This window comes from Dellaglioa sp. CoH-56-MRSF-11 (assembly GCF_056782135.1).
This window is the reverse complement of sequence record NZ_JBXAYE010000056.1, coordinates 1-356: the sequence shown is the minus strand read 5'-3', so window position 1 is coordinate 356 and position 356 is coordinate 1. Positions and strand designations below refer to the sequence as shown.

Annotated in this window: 1 tRNA gene; it reads right to left on the bottom strand. The window is 53.7% G+C overall.

Annotated features, from left to right (window positions below):
- Positions 1 to 198: 198 nt before the first annotated feature.
- A tRNA-Trp gene (locus AC1RPT_RS07820) sits at positions 199 to 274 on the bottom strand.
- Positions 275 to 356: the final 82 nt, after the last annotated feature.

The following is a 356-nucleotide window of genomic DNA, read 5'->3' as shown; positions in this document are numbered from 1 at the left end:
GGATAGCGCCAACTATCCACCCTCTATTTACTTGCCCAACACCAAATCAACCAAACATCTTCGGCTCTGCACATTAACCCGGGCCGACACCGAGCAAAAGGAGTGCAGGTAACCAGACTGCGCGGCATGTGCAATACCGTCGTGCATGAATCTCGGGCGAACCCGAATCAGTAGCTGGTCAGTTCTACTGACTGAATATGGCAGGTGCTGAGAGATTCGAACCCCCGACCAACGGCTTTGGAGGCCGCCGTTCTACCAGCTGAACTAAACACCTGTGGTAGGGGACACAGGATTCGAACCTGTGAATGCTGGGATCAAAACCCAGTGCCTTGGACCTGACTTGGCTAGTCCCCAAT